Below are 13,008 nucleotides of genomic sequence, written 5' to 3'. Positions count from 1 at the left end.
AAACTCAAGGAGTTCAAGCGCATCGCCATGCGAAGCGACAAGACAGACAGATCATTCGCAGCAATGATTTATCTCACCGCCGCTATCATCAATTCACGGTAATTCCCAACAGACCCCAAAAAGCTTCAAAGACGCCGCCTTTTTGAAAAAGGCGGCACCCAAAAACTTTTATCTTTCCACCAAGGGTCACAGCACCCGGTTTCAGGACACCGCGATCACGTCCTTTTGCCCTTGCCCGGCACCGCGATTGGACCGACACTTCGTCCCATGAGCGACAAAGACACCCATTCCGAACCCCTGACATCCGAAAAGGCGCTGGAAGAGGCGGACAAGGTCCGCCTGAAGCAGCCTGCCGAACCGAACGAGCGTGGCGGCCCCAAGGGACCGGAACCCACCCGTTACAATGACTGGACCGTCAAGGGACGCTGCATCGATTTCTGACGCGTCGGCCCGCTTCGCGCGCCATGCACAGGCGCGCGGGCGCTGCGTCAGGTTTCGTTGGGCTGGAACCCGCGGCCGATCCCCTGCCGTGCGCGCTGGCGTGGCGGGGGCATGTGGCATGAAATCAGGTAGATCCCGGCAACGAACACGATCTGCGACAGGGAATTGAACCACAGCGCCAGTTCATAGGCCCGTTCCGCCGTCACGGCCTGATAGATCGCATACATCGCAAACGGGATCGAGATCGGGCGCATCCCCGCCAGCATCCCGCGCAGGGGGTTGAGGTGCCCCGGCCGCACCATCGCACGCATGCGATGGATGCCGATGTAGAAGATGACCTCGAAACACCATCCCAGCATGTTGGTCACGACGCTGTCGAAGGACATGCCCTCCAGCATCAGCAGGGCGGAGATCGACACGGCCGACAGCACGATCGAGCCGACCTGGAAATTCATTCCCAGATCCATTGCGGAAATGCGTTCGGGCAGGGCATCGGCAAAAGGCTGGAACACCCGGTCGAGCAGCCAGGCATCGAACTGGTTGACGCGATCACCAAAAGACATTGCACTTCCCGTAACAGTCGAATTGCCACCCGCCGCGCACACTTACACCCCGTATACGGCCCGCACCACCGCATCGGGATACGCACCGGCCATCCCGGCAAGGGCCGTGTTGCTCAGCATCACGATGGAAATACCCCGCGCGCGGTCCACCGTCCACTGGTGGCCGTAAACCCCACCCCACGTAAAGCTGCCGGGCGAAAGCGGCGTGCGCGCCAGGGCGGGATCGACCACGATCGCCCCGCCGAAACCGAAGCGACGCCCGCGATTGAGCGGCCCCATCGCCACGTCGCCCACCGCATTCACCCCGAAACGCCGTGCCGACTGCGGCGACAGGATGGGGCCACCGCCGCTGCGCACGGCTTCGAGGAAGGTCAGGACATCCTCCGCCGTGCCAACCATTCCCGCCCCGCCCGATGGGTAGGAGGCAGGGTTGCGCACGCGGTCGGGCACGAAATGGATTTCAGAGACCCCGCCCCCCGGCAGCAGGCGCGACAGGCGGTAATCCGCAGGCATGCGCACCGGCGCGGGACGCCCGTCGGCATAACAGGTCGCCAGCGCCAGATCCGCAGGCGCATGGAACCCGGTCCGTGCCCATCCTCCCAGCCTGTCACCGATATGGCGCTGCACCAGGTCCGGCAGGGGCGCATTTCCCGCCTGCTCCAGCACGCCGCCCATGACATCAAGCCCCAGCGAGTAGGCCCAGCCCTCCCCCGGTGCAAAGACCAGCGGCACCTGCGCCAGACGCCGCAGGTTTTCATGCAGGGACAGGCCGGGTTCAGCCAGTCCGTCGGACACCCCGGCCCGGGCATAGGGATTGTCGTCGCGGGGGAACTGGAACCCGTAGGACAGGCCGCTGCTGTGGCTGAGAAGCCGGTGCAGCGGGATCTCGGTCCTGCCCCCGTCGGGCAGGCATGGACGAAAGAACGGCAGGTAGCGCGATACCGGTGCCTCAAGGTCCACCTGCCCGCGTTCGGCCATTGCAAGGGCCAGCGCGGTCACGACCGGCTTGGTGACGGAGGCCAGCCGGAAACAGGAATCCACGCGCATCGGGACCGCGGATTCGCGATCCTGCATCCCCGCCGCGTGGCGCAGCACGACGCGCCCGCCAACGGCAACCATCACCACGGCCCCCACCACACGCCCGCTGGCGACGGCGCCGTCCACGACACGCGCCACGCGCGCGGGCATGGCATCAACCTGATCCTGTGTCATCACGATGCCCTTTCGTGTATTTCCGGCACGTTCCGTGACATAGGCCATATCGCCCCGCCCATGCAAAGGGCGGACGGGAACTGGCCCCCCCGCGCAAAGCGGCGTAACCTGTCACGCATGAACAAATGCCTGTTTCCCACGCTGTTTTCCCTCCTCATGGCGGGCAGCAGCCTCCTGTCCACGCCGGGATGGACAGCATCTGCCCCCCCGGCCCCCGCCGTGTCCGCACAGGCCAGGGCCGAAGCCCCGGTCCGCACGACGCTGCCCAATGGCATGCGCATCATCATCGTGCCCGACCGCCTTGCCCCCGTCGTCACGACGGAGATGAACTACCTTGTCGGTTCCGCCGCCGCGCCGCGCGGTTTCCCCGGCACGGCACATGCGCTGGAACACATGATGTTCCGTGGCAGCAAGGGACTCGACAAGGACCAGTTGTCGGCCATCGGCGCGCGGATGGGGGGCAATTACAACGCCGATACCACGGAAAACACGACGCAGTTCTTCTACACCGCCCCGGCCGAGGACCTCGACATCGCATTGCGGATCGAGGCGCTGCGCATGAACGGCCTGACCCTGTCGGAGGCCGACTGGAAACGCGAACGCGGCGCCATCGAGCAGGAAGTCTCCCGCGACCTGTCCAGCCCCGGCTACCAGTACCTGTCCCGCCTGCAGTCGATCCTGTTCGCGCATACGCCTTATGAACATGACGCACTGGGGACGCGCGCCTCGTTCGACCATACGGACGCGGCGATGCTGCGCCGGTTCTATCGCGACTGGTATGCGCCCAACAACGCCATCCTGATCATCACCGGCAATGTCGATGCGGACCAGGCGCTGGCCCGCGCGCGTGAAATCTTCTCCCCGCTGCCTGCGCGCGCGCTGCCTGCGCGCCCGATCGTCGAACCCGGCGCGCTGCAGCCGCAACTGCTGCATTTCCCCACAGATTACCCCATCGGGCTGATCGCGATCGCCAGCCGCATGCCCGGACAGCGCGCGCATGATTATGCCACGGCGCAGATCCTTTCCGACGTGCTGTCCAGCCAGCGTGGCGCGCTTTATGACCTCGTGCCCGAAGGCAAGGCGCTGCTGACCGGGTTCGATTACGCGCCAAAGGCGGATGCGGGGATCGGGATCGCACTGGCCGCCTTCCCGGCGGGCAAGGACCCGTCCGCACTGTTGCAGACGCTGCGTGACACGCTGGCGTCGCTGCGCGCGCACGGCGTGCCGTCGGACCTGGTGGATGCAGCACGGCGCAAGGAACTGGCGCAGCTTGGCTATGCCGCGAACAGCATTTCGGGACTGGCGGAAAGCTGGTCCGAGGCGGTGGCCGTCATGGGCCTCGATTCCCCCGACGCACTGGCCAGCGCCTATGCCGCCGTCACGCCGGAGGACGTGAACCGCCTGGCCCGGCAGGTGCTTGACCCCGCGCAGGCCGTGACCGCCATCCTGACGCCCCGTACATCCGGCCATCCCGTGGCGGGCAAGGGATTTGGCGGCTCCGAATCCTTTGCCGCCCCGCCGGACCATCCGGTCGTCCTGCCGCAATGGGCGCAGAAGGACCTGATGACGCTGACGCCCCCCACCCCGACCCCGGTTCCCGCCAGCTACGTCCTGCCCAACGGGCTTCACCTGATCGTGCGGCCCGCCCATGTCAGCCATACCGTCAGCCTGTATGGCGTGGTACGTCAGAACTCGGACATGCAGGAACCCGTGGGGCAGGAGGGGATTGCCGACATCACCGACGAACTGTTCCGTTACGGCACCACAAGCCATGACCGCATCAGCTTCCAGAAGGCGCTGGACGATATCGCCGCGACCGAAAGCGCAGGGTCGGATTTCAGCCTGAACGTGCTGACGCAGGACTTTGAAAAGGGGCTGCGGCTGCTGGCGGACAACGAACTGCACCCCGCCTTCCCCGAAAAGGCGTTCGAGGTGGTGCGCATGAACACCGCGTCCTCGCTGGCTGGCCTGCTGCAATCGCCGGATTACCTTGTGGGGCGCGCGGTGAAATCCGCGATCTCCCCGCCGCATGACCCGTCGCTGCGGCAGGCGGATCCAGCGCAGGTGATGAAGCTGACGCTGGCGGACTGCCGCGCGTTCTATAACGCGGCCTATCGCCCGGACCTGACGACGATTGTCATCACTGGCGACATTACCCCGCAAAAGGCGCTGCAGGCCGTGCGCGCGACGTTCGGCGCATGGCACGCAACCGGCCCCACCCCCGTGGTGGACCTGCCGCCACGCCCCGACAGCCATGCCTCCGTCGCCCGCGTGCCGGACCAGTCCAGCGTGCAGGACAGCGTGACCCTGGCCGAAAGCCTTGGGCTGACGGCGCGCGATCCCGACCATTTCGCCCTGACGCTGGGGAACGAGGCACTGGGCGACGGGTTCTCCTCACGCCTGTATCGTGACCTGCGGGTCCGCACGGGATATGTCTATACCGTGCGCAGCCACCTGGCGTGGCACCGGCAGCGCGCGGCCTATACCATCACGTTCGGGGCCGACCCGTCGAAGGTCGCGCCCGCGCGTGACGCGGCCCTGCGTGATGTGGCCGACATGCAGGCCCGTCCGCTGGGCGAGGACGAACTGACGATGGCCAAGGCCAGCCTGCTGCATGGCCTGTCGCTGCAACAGGCCAGCCTGGATTCGATCGCCGCGACCTACCTGCACCTCAGCAGCCTCGGCCTGCCGCTCGATAACGGGAATACGGCTGCCAGTGCCTATTACAACATGACGGCGCAGGACGTGCAGAAGGCCTTTGCCCGCTGGCTGCGTCCCGCCGACATGGCCGAAGTCATCAAGGGGCCGTGAGGGATTGATAACGTCAAAAGTTTCTGGGTGCCGCCTTTTTTCGAAAAGGCGGCGTCCTTGAAGCTTTTTGGAAAAAGCTTCACCAAAAACTTCTTTATGGTTCAGGTCTGTCGAACATGACGGACAATAAAAAAGGGCGGTACCAGAAGGTACCGCCCTTTTCGTATTCCCCACCCCGAAGGGCAGGGAACGGAACAATATCAGCTCTCGGCGTTACGACGACGGATCGCCGCACCAAGGATATCGCCCAGCGACGCGCCGCTGTCGGACGAGCCGTATTCGTTGATCGCCTGCTTGTCTTCCTCGACCTCACGGCCGCGGATCGTCAGCGCCAGCTTGCGGGCCGCACGGTCAACAGACACGATCTTCGCATCGACGCGTTCGCCAACCGCGAAACGCTCCGGACGCTGGTCGGCCTTGTCACGGGCCAGCTCGGCGCGACGGATGAAGCCCGTCAGCACGTCGTCAACCTTGACCTCGATGCCGTTGGACTGGACCGCGGTCACGATGCAGGTCACGATCGCGCCCTTCTGCACCTTGCTCAGCGTGTCGGCCGCCGGATCTTCATGCAGCTGCTTGATGCCAAGCGAGATGCGTTCCTTTTCCACATCCACGTCCAGGACCTTGGCCTTGACGACCTGACCCTTTTCGTAATGCGTCATGGCGACTTCGCCCGGCTCGTCCCAGGACAGGTCGGACATGTGGACCATGCCGTCGATGTCCGCGGACAGGCCGATGAACAGGCCGAATTCGGTGATGTTGCGGATCTCGCCTTCCACCACGGAACCAACCTTGTGCTCCTCGGCGAACTGCTCCCACGGGTTGCGCTGGACCTGCTTCAGGCCGAGCGAGATGCGGCGCTTCGCGCTGTCCACATCCAGGACCATGACGTCGACTTCCTGCGAAGTGGCGACGATCTTGCCCGGATGGACGTTCTTCTTCGTCCAGGACATTTCGGACACGTGCACCAGGCCTTCGACGCCCGGCTCCAGTTCCACGAACGCACCGTAGTCGGTGATGTTCGTGACGCGACCGGTGTAGCGGGCACCCGGCGGGTACTTGATCGCCACGTTCTCCCACGGGTCGGCCTCAAGCTGCTTCATGCCCAGCGAGATGCGCTGCGTATCGGGGTTGAAGCGGATGACCTGCACGCGGACCGGCTGGCCGATCTGCAGGGCCTCGGACGGGTGGTTGATGCGCTTCCACGCGATGTCCGTGACATGCAGCAGGCCGTCAACGCCGCCAAGGTCAACGAACGCACCGTAATCGGTGATGTTCTTGACCACGCCGTCGAGGATCATGCCTTCCTTCAGGCCCTGGATCAGCTCGCTGCGCTGTTCCGCACGCGTCTCTTCAAGGACGGCGCGACGCGACACGACGATGTTGCCACGCGCACGGTCCATCTTCAGGATCTGGAACGGCTGCGGCACGCCCATCAGCGGGGTGACATCGCGCACGGGGCGGATATCGACCTGTGAGCCGGGGAGGAAGGCCATCGCACCGCCGAGGTCGACCGTGAAGCCACCCTTGACGCGGCCATAGATCGTGCCGTTGACGCGCTGGTTGCCTTCGAACGCCTTTTCAAGGTTCGTCCAGGCTTCCTCGCGACGCGCCTTTTCACGCGACAGCACGATGGAGCCGTCACGGTCCTCGTAACGCTCGACGAACAGTTCGATGACGTCGCCCGGCTTCACGTCGGGGGTCACGCCCGGCGGGCCGAATTCCTTGAGGGCGACACGCCCTTCGCTCTTGAGGCCGACATCGACGATCGCGAATTCGTCCGTCAGGCGGACGACGCGACCGGTCACGACGGAACCGTCAAATGCGCTGTCGCGGCCCAGGGTCTCTTCGAGAAGGGCGGCGAAATCCTCGCCACCCGCGTATTCGGCGGTAGGCTGTGTTGTGGCTGAAGCCATGAGTTACTTGTAAATCCCGTATCCGGCCGGACCCATGGGGAGGGCCGGAAATTCCTGCGCCCCGCTTCATGATCCTGTATGACCCTGATCGGAACGTCTTGCCCGGCTGCGATCCATGACACGGTCATGGCATGCCTGACGACCAACTCAAAACACGCGCCGCACCACCACGCATGGCGATACGACAACATTTCCAAGCACAGACACCCTCTGACCCGTCCGTGTCAATAAAAACGTAGGGGACGGCCCGAAAAACCGCCCACACATACGTGTCAGCGCGTCATGCGCGCCACAATGCGCAGCGCCTCCGCCAGGACTTCGTCCGCGCTCATGTCATCGGTCTCGATATGGATGGCGTCGGGTGCCGCGCGCAGCGGGGCCGCCGCGCGGGAGGAATCGGCCGCGTCGCGGTCCTGCAGTTCCCGCGCCACGCGGGCGATCTGCGCCTCGCGGTCGGGGGCGTCGGGGTCCGTGGTCATCTGTTCCCAACGCCGCCGCGCGCGCGCGGCGAGCGAGGCGGTCACGAACAGTTTTACCCGTGCGTCGGGAAAGATCACGGTGCCGATGTCACGGCCGTCAAGGACGGCACCATGGCGGGCGGCAAAATCGCGCTGTATGCCCACGAGGATGCGCCGCACCGTGGGCTGCGACGCGACAAGGCTTGCCGCGCGGTCCACCTGCGGGACGCGCAGGTCGGTGCGCGACAGGTCCTCCAGCGTGACAAGGCGGGCCTGCCCGTCAGCGGGACTGGCGGGGTCCAGCCCGGCGTCAAGCATGCGGCGCCCCGTCGCGCGATACAGCAGCCCGGTGTCGAGATACGGCAGGTCGAGCGCGCGCGCCAGCCGCAGCGCCAGCGTGCCCTTGCCCGCCGCCGCCGGCCCGTCCACGGCAATGACCAGTGGTGCGCTCATGCCTCCGTCCCCGCGTCATGCCCGTTCCGGCCCCGCAATTCACGCAGCAGGGACAGGCGGGACAGGCGACAGGACGGCGGACAGCCAAAAACACGGGTCATCACGCCCCGCAACGGGAACATCTGGGCAGTTTTCATACCCTTCCAATTCCGAATTCCTGCGTCGGGTGTCAATCCGATATTGACACAAAAACATCCCCTCCCCCATTGCATGGGGCGCATCGTTTGACATACGCCGAACAAACTGGCATGGGGCTGCGCCCTTTTGCCACATTGCGACGGTGGCTTTATTTCCTTTGCACAGAACAGGATCGACAGGTTCAAGATGGCCCAGCCCAACCTCGGCACCAAGCGCGTCTGTGTCTCCTGCAGCGCCCGCTTTTATGACCTGAACAAGAATCCGGCAGTCTGCCCGAAATGCGGCGCGGAACAGCCGGTGGAACTGCCGCGCGTGCGGCGTCCCGTGGAACCGGCAGCCCCCGATTCCGCCAAGAAGACGGCCCCCGATGACCTTGATCCCGATACGGATCTCGACACCGATGCCGACGCGGATGACGTGATGGAAGACGAGGTCGGGCTGGACGATGATGATGACGATGACGACATCAGCAGCGCCGACATCGACCTGAAGACCGACAAGGAAGACCACGACAACTGAGGCCCCGGCCCCGGCGGCATGCCCGCCGGTGGCGCACGGCTGCCCGGCGATGCGCGACATGGTGCCGCGCATCGCCACATCACGGGGCGGGATGCGGGCTGCGGCGTTCGATTTCCACGCCCACGGCCCGCGCATCGGCGAAGATGTCCAGCTTCTCCACCCGAATCCGCGCCACGCGAATCCGCGCATCGGACAGCATCCCCGCCGCGATCCGTTCGGCCAGCGTCTCCACCAGTTGGACATGCCCTTCACGCACAAGTTTGCGTACCAGCAGCACGACATCTTCGTAAGAGACCGTGCGGTCCAGATCATCCGCCCCTACATCCAGGCCCGGCATGTCCGCCACGCCAAAGGCGACATTGACGCAGATCCGCTGCGTGACGCCCTGCTCATGCGCAAAGACGCCGATATTGGCATCAAGCAGCAGGTCACGCACGAAAACGCAGCGCAGCGGCGGCTGCTCCGGCCATGGGGGAAACACCGACATGCGTGGCTCAGGCTCCTGTTGCGGGGTTGGGCCGTGCGGGCGACCATTGCAGGTGCTGCCCGCCATCAAGGGCCAGCATCTGCCCCGTGACGGACGGCATGCACAGCAGCGACAGCGCCGCGTGGGCGATCTCCTCCACCCCCGCGCCATACCCCAGTGGCAGGGACGCACACTGGCGGGCAAACTGCGCCGCACTCTGTCGCGGCGTCGGCAGCACCGGGCCCGGTCCGATGGCGTTGACCCGGATTCCATGGGGGGCAAGGGCCAGCGCCATGCTCTGCGTCAGGGACCACAATGCCGCCTTGGAGACGGTATAGCTGACGAAATGCGGCGTGAGCGACCAGACCCGCTCGTCAAGCATGTTCAGCACCATGCCCTGCCGCCCCGCCGGCATCTGTCGCGCAAAATCCTGCATCAGCACGAAGGGCGCGCGCAGGTTGGGTTCCATGTGGGCATCCCATCCCTCCCGCGTTGCACTGTCCCATTCGTCACGTTCAAAGACGCTGGCATTGTTCACAAGGACGCCCACGGTCCCGAGTGCCTCGCCCACGCGTGGCAGCAGGCTGCGTACCTCGTCCTCGCACGACAGGTCGGCACGCAGCACGCATCCCCTGCGGCCAAGCGCCGTGATCTCCGCCAGCGTATGCCGCGCCGCGTCGGCGCTGCGGTTGTAATGGATGGCCACGTCAAAGCCGTTGCGCGCCAGTTCCAGTGCAATGGCGCGCCCAAGCCGCGCGGCCCCGCCGGTCACCAGCGCCACGCGCGCGATGCCCGCCGGGACGGGCCAGCGCATCCCCGGCGTGTTCATGCCGGGCGACGCGCCATCAGGGCGGCGGCAAGCGTGCCATCGTCCAGCACGTCGAGCGCACCGCCAACGGGCACGCCCTGCCCCACGCGACTGATGGGCACATGGAAGCGCAGCAGGCTGTCATGCAGCCAGTGCATGGTTGTCGCGCCATCGACCGTGGTGCCCAGCGCGAGGATGACCTCCCGCACGCCCCCGGCCTCCAGCCGTGCGTAGAGCGGGGCGACATTGAGGTCATCAGGCCCGATCCCGTCGAGCGCCGACAGCGTGCCGCCAAGCACCTGATAGACGCCACGATGGACGCCCGCGCGTTCCAGCGCCCACAGGTCGCCCACATTTTCCACCACGCAGACCAACCCGTGGTCACGTTCCGGGTCCGCGCAGATCGAACAGGGATCGCAGGTATCAAGGTTGCCGCATGACGAGCAGGTCCGCACCGCGCGCGCCGCCTGTTCCATCGCCTGCGCCAGCGGCAGCATGCGGGTGTGCGGCTGGCGCAGCATGGCAAGGGCGGCGCGACGGGCCGAACGGGGGCCAAACCCCGGCAATCGCCCAAGAAGGGTAATCAGCCGCTCGATCTCCGCGCCGCCCATCACACAGGCTCCCGGTTCAGGCTCAGAACGGGAACTTCATGCCGCCGGGCAGGTTCAGGCCGCCGGTCACCTTCTTCATTTCCTCGCTCGCCGTGGCATCGAGCTTCGTGCGCGCGTCGCTGCATGCCGCAAGGATCAGGTCCTGCAGCATGTCCATTTCCTCAGGGTCGGCCAGCTTGGGGTCGATGCGGATCGCCTTCATGTCGCCCTTACCGTTCAGGGTGACCTGCACCATGCCCGCGCCGGAGCTTCCCTCGATCACCATGGATTCGAGCTTGGCCTGCATTTCTTCCATGCGGGCCTGCATCTGCGTGGCCTGCTTCATCAGGCCGGCGAGATTTTTCATGTTCTTCTTCTCCTTTGGGCGTCAGTCAGTCGTCGGTCGGCAGATCGTCTTCATCCACCAGTTCGGCATCCAGTGGCGCGAATTCCAGATCCGGGGCCAACATGGCTGGTGTGTTCTCTTCGGGCGGAAGGCCGTAATCGTCAAGCGCATGGTCCGTCACCTGCCCCAGTCGCGCGGACGGAAACACCGCCATCACTGCCTGCACCAAAGGATGCGATGCCGCGTCGGCACGGTGAAGCTGGATGATCTCCGCTCCCTGTTCCGCAAGCGTCGGCTCGCCTTCTTCCTCCGACGTGCGGACCGTCCACGACGCATCCCCCGTTTCATTGCGCAGCAGGGTTTCCAGCCGCCGCGCCAGTCCGGGGAGTGCTGCCGCCTCCACCCGGATGCGGATTTCAGGGGCCGCGAACGCCACCAGATGCGTCGAATGGCGCAGATGGCCATGCAGCATCGCATCACGGCCCGATACGAAGGCCACGACTTCCCGCCAGGTCCGCAGGCGCGGCGGTTCGGGCACCGCCACGGGTTCGCTCGCCACCGGCGGGGGGACCACCGCGGCATCCCCCGCGAGCGCATCGACCCGCACGCCACCGTTGGCCACCATGCGCAGGGCCGGGCCACCGGACGGCGCGCCCCCGCCCTGCGGCGCCATGCCCTGAACTGTCCCGGCTTGCGGCGCCGCGCCCTGCGCGCCCGCGCCATCATGCGATGCAGGAGCCTTGCCGGCGGACTGCGCCGTGCCGCCGCTGCCCCCGCCTTCGACCACCTGCCGCACAAGGTCGCCCGGCGGCGGCAGGTCCGCCACGTAACACATGCGGATCAGCACCATTTCGGCCGCCTGCCTGCGGTCGGGGGCATGTTCGACCTCGCCCTGCCCCTTGAGCAGCATCTGCCATGTACGCCCCAGCACGGGAACGGACACACGCTCCGCAATCGCCAGGCAGCGTTCGCGTTCCATCTGCGGCATGTCGGAACTGTCGCGCAGGTGCGGCACCGCCTTGAGGCGGGAGACGGAATGGATCAGGTCGAGCACATCCGCCAGCATCACCCCAAGGTCCGCGCCACGGGCAAAGACCTCGTCCGTGATGACCAGCGCCTGGTCCGGCCGTCCGGCCAGCACGGCGTCGAGCAGGTCGAACACCATGCCCCGGTCGGCCTGCCCCAGCATGCCGCTGACCAGCGTGGCGTCGATCGGCGCGCCCTCACCCTGCCCTTCGCCATCAAGCGTCCCCTGCGCGATGGCCTGGTCCAGCAGCGACAGTCCGTCCCGCACCGACCCGTCCGCCGCGCGCGCGATCAGCGCCAGCGCATCGGGGGCGAAACGCACGCCTTCCTGCGCCGCGATCCGGTCGAAATGCGCGGCCAGCATGTCCTGCGGCACGCGGCGCAGGTCGAATGTCTGGCAACGCGACAGCACCGTCACCGGCACCTTGCGCAGTTCGGTGGTGGCAAAGATGAACGTCACCTGCGATGGCGGTTCTTCCAGCGTCTTGAGCAGCGCGTTGAACGCGTTGCGCGACAGCATGTGGACCTCATCGATGATGAAGACCTTCATGCGGCCCTGGATGGGGCGGAACCGCGTGGAGTCGATGATCTCGCGCACGTCGTCCACGCCCGTGCGCGACGCCGCGTCCATTTCCATGACGTCGGGATGCCGGTCCGCCAGGATCGCGACACAGTTGGGGCATACCCCGCACGGGTCCGCGGTCGGCCCGCCCTGCCCGTCCGGGCCGGTGCAGTTCAGGGCGCGCGCGATGATCCGCGCCGTCGTCGTCTTGCCCACCCCGCGCACGCCCGTCAGCATGAAGGCATGCGCGACACGGCCAAGCGCAAAGGCGTTGCGCAGGATACGCACCGTGGTGTCCTGGCCGATCAGGTCATCGAATGTGGTGGGACGGTATTTGCGCGCCAGCACGCGGTAGGGCGCTGCATTCTGCGTAGGCGCGGGGACGGCGGACGGCGGGGCGTCGCCAAACAGGCCGGGGCCGTCATCCACGGGCGGGGACGGCAGAGCTTCCTCCCCGGAACGATCCTGATCCGAAGAAGCGTTCATTGATGCATCCGGCCTTGGTGAATGGTGCACGCCGCATCCTGCGCCGCAGGATGGCAGGGACTGAATTCAGGGGTGGAAGACCGGACACATAACCCGAGCGAAACTCACTGCGGCTGCTTCCTTCCGGACCTGACCGGGTTGGCAAGGTACCCGTCTACGGCCGATCTTCCACGGGCTTCATAACACATACACCCCGGTGCGGCACAAGGGGCT

General features: G+C 66.0%; 12 protein-coding genes and 1 other RNA gene. 3 read left to right on the top strand and 10 right to left on the bottom strand.

The window, feature by feature from the left end; all coding sequences use genetic code 11:
• The first annotated feature begins 267 nt into the window (after positions 1-267).
• A complete protein-coding gene (locus tag KMAL_RS10900) occupies positions 268-441 on the top strand; it encodes a DUF1674 domain-containing protein (protein WP_110095735.1) in 174 nt (57 codons plus the stop codon).
• A gap of 47 nt (positions 442-488) precedes the next feature.
• Here KMAL_RS10900 and KMAL_RS10895 read toward each other — a convergent pair whose 3' ends face one another.
• Complete coding sequence (locus KMAL_RS10895) at positions 489-1,004, bottom strand: hypothetical protein (protein ID WP_110095725.1); 516 nt, start codon at positions 1,002-1,004, stop codon at positions 489-491.
• 42 nt (positions 1,005-1,046) lie between these two features.
• Entirely contained in the window at positions 1,047-2,216 is a 1,170-nt protein-coding gene (locus KMAL_RS10890; protein WP_110095734.1) for a serine hydrolase domain-containing protein, read from the bottom strand.
• A gap of 117 nt (positions 2,217-2,333) precedes the next feature.
• On the opposite strand from KMAL_RS10890, the gene KMAL_RS10885 reads away from it, so the two are divergent.
• Positions 2,334-5,027 carry a M16 family metallopeptidase gene (locus KMAL_RS10885; RefSeq protein ID WP_408887918.1) on the top strand — a complete coding sequence of 898 codons (2,694 nt, stop codon included), beginning with the start codon at positions 2,334-2,336 and terminating at the stop codon, positions 5,025-5,027.
• A 200-nt stretch (positions 5,028-5,227) separates the two neighbouring features.
• Here the strand turns inward: KMAL_RS10885 and rpsA are convergent, their stop codons facing one another.
• On the bottom strand, positions 5,228-6,943 hold the full coding sequence (gene rpsA / locus KMAL_RS10880; RefSeq protein WP_110095724.1) for a 30S ribosomal protein S1: 1,716 nt from the start codon (positions 6,941-6,943) through the stop codon (positions 5,228-5,230).
• A 272-nt stretch (positions 6,944-7,215) separates the two neighbouring features.
• Complete coding sequence (locus tag KMAL_RS10875; RefSeq protein WP_110095723.1) at positions 7,216-7,854, bottom strand: (d)CMP kinase; 639 nt, start codon at positions 7,852-7,854, stop codon at positions 7,216-7,218.
• Between the two features lie 324 nt (positions 7,855-8,178).
• Here KMAL_RS10875 and KMAL_RS10870 point away from each other — a divergent pair, with 324 nt between their 5' ends.
• Positions 8,179-8,511: a TIGR02300 family protein gene (locus KMAL_RS10870; RefSeq protein ID WP_110095722.1), complete on the top strand. Its 333-nt coding sequence runs from the start codon at positions 8,179-8,181 to the stop codon at positions 8,509-8,511.
• 79 nt (positions 8,512-8,590) lie between these two features.
• On the opposite strand, the gene folB is transcribed toward KMAL_RS10870, so the two are convergent.
• The 6 genes from folB to ffs all read right to left on the bottom strand — a co-directional run bounded on the left by folB (position 8,591) and on the right by ffs (position 12,964).
• Positions 8,591-8,998 (bottom strand): dihydroneopterin aldolase, encoded by a 408-nt coding sequence (folB, locus tag KMAL_RS10865; RefSeq protein ID WP_110095721.1) that lies wholly within the window; start codon positions 8,996-8,998, stop codon positions 8,591-8,593.
• 7 nt (positions 8,999-9,005) lie between these two features.
• A complete protein-coding gene (locus KMAL_RS10860; protein ID WP_110095720.1) occupies positions 9,006-9,806 on the bottom strand; it encodes an SDR family oxidoreductase in 801 nt (266 codons plus the stop codon).
• Positions 9,803-10,396: a recombination mediator RecR gene (gene recR / locus KMAL_RS10855; protein WP_167400133.1), complete on the bottom strand. Its 594-nt coding sequence runs from the start codon at positions 10,394-10,396 to the stop codon at positions 9,803-9,805. Before recR ends, KMAL_RS10860 begins: the two co-directional genes overlap by 4 nt.
• Before the next feature lie 22 nt (positions 10,397-10,418).
• Positions 10,419-10,742 (bottom strand): YbaB/EbfC family nucleoid-associated protein, encoded by a 324-nt coding sequence (locus KMAL_RS10850; protein ID WP_110095718.1) that lies wholly within the window; start codon positions 10,740-10,742, stop codon positions 10,419-10,421.
• Between the two features lie 25 nt (positions 10,743-10,767).
• Positions 10,768-12,795 carry a DNA polymerase III subunit gamma/tau gene (locus tag KMAL_RS10845; RefSeq protein ID WP_110095717.1) on the bottom strand — a complete coding sequence of 676 codons (2,028 nt, stop codon included), beginning with the start codon at positions 12,793-12,795 and terminating at the stop codon, positions 10,768-10,770.
• A gap of 72 nt (positions 12,796-12,867) precedes the next feature.
• Positions 12,868-12,964, bottom strand: an RNA gene (gene ffs, locus KMAL_RS10840) — signal recognition particle sRNA small type.
• Between the last annotated feature and the right edge of the window lie 44 nt (positions 12,965-13,008).

The organism is Novacetimonas maltaceti (assembly GCF_002906255.1).
GTDB lineage: Bacteria > Pseudomonadota > Alphaproteobacteria > Acetobacterales > Acetobacteraceae > Novacetimonas > Novacetimonas maltaceti.
Note: the sequence above shows the minus strand (reverse complement) of the source record. Positions and strands in the feature narration are given on the sequence as shown.